The sequence below is a fragment of the Bradyrhizobium sp. Ken51 genome (assembly GCF_055807435.1).
The window spans coordinates 1-475 of sequence record NZ_JBVVPB010000139.1; the positions used below are offsets into that span (position 1 = coordinate 1).

The window sequence follows — 475 nt, forward strand, 5'->3', positions numbered from 1 at the left end:
GGCGTGGCTATCTCCAAATCGACGACGCGAAATGAGCCGGGCTGATCATCATACAGGTAACGAAGATGCCAGACCGGACCAAGTTCTGGTGTAATGGCGAAGTCATCTAAGGCACTCGCGACGTATCGAACGGCATCGCGATGTGCTATCGGTGCGGAGAGCATCGTGTCCATCAGCGTGGCGAGGCTCATACCTTCCTGGAGCATGGTTCGCGCGACTTCGTCTCCGTGGACGAGCCTAAGGGCCGATACGAGGGCCGCGATAGCGTCAGGGTTCTTTAGAGACACGGCAGATTCGTTTCAGGCCAAAAGCCGGACTGTTGACGTACGGGCGCGTGGGCGGCAGTTGTGTGCTTTCGCAGGGCAATGCACGTCTGCTACAACACCTCAGCACGGACCTGAGCAACGCCACGATTTGTAATCCCCAAGCTGCGCGCGGCCGCCAGCGAGAGGTCGAGGACGCGGCCACGGACCCA

At 59.8% G+C, this 475-nt stretch carries 1 pseudogene; it reads right to left on the reverse strand.

Annotated features, from left to right (window positions below):
* Positions 1–191 (reverse strand): annotated as a pseudogene (locus tag AC0L27_RS41195) (hypothetical protein); the annotation flags it as partial.
* Positions 192–475 lie beyond the last annotated feature (284 nt).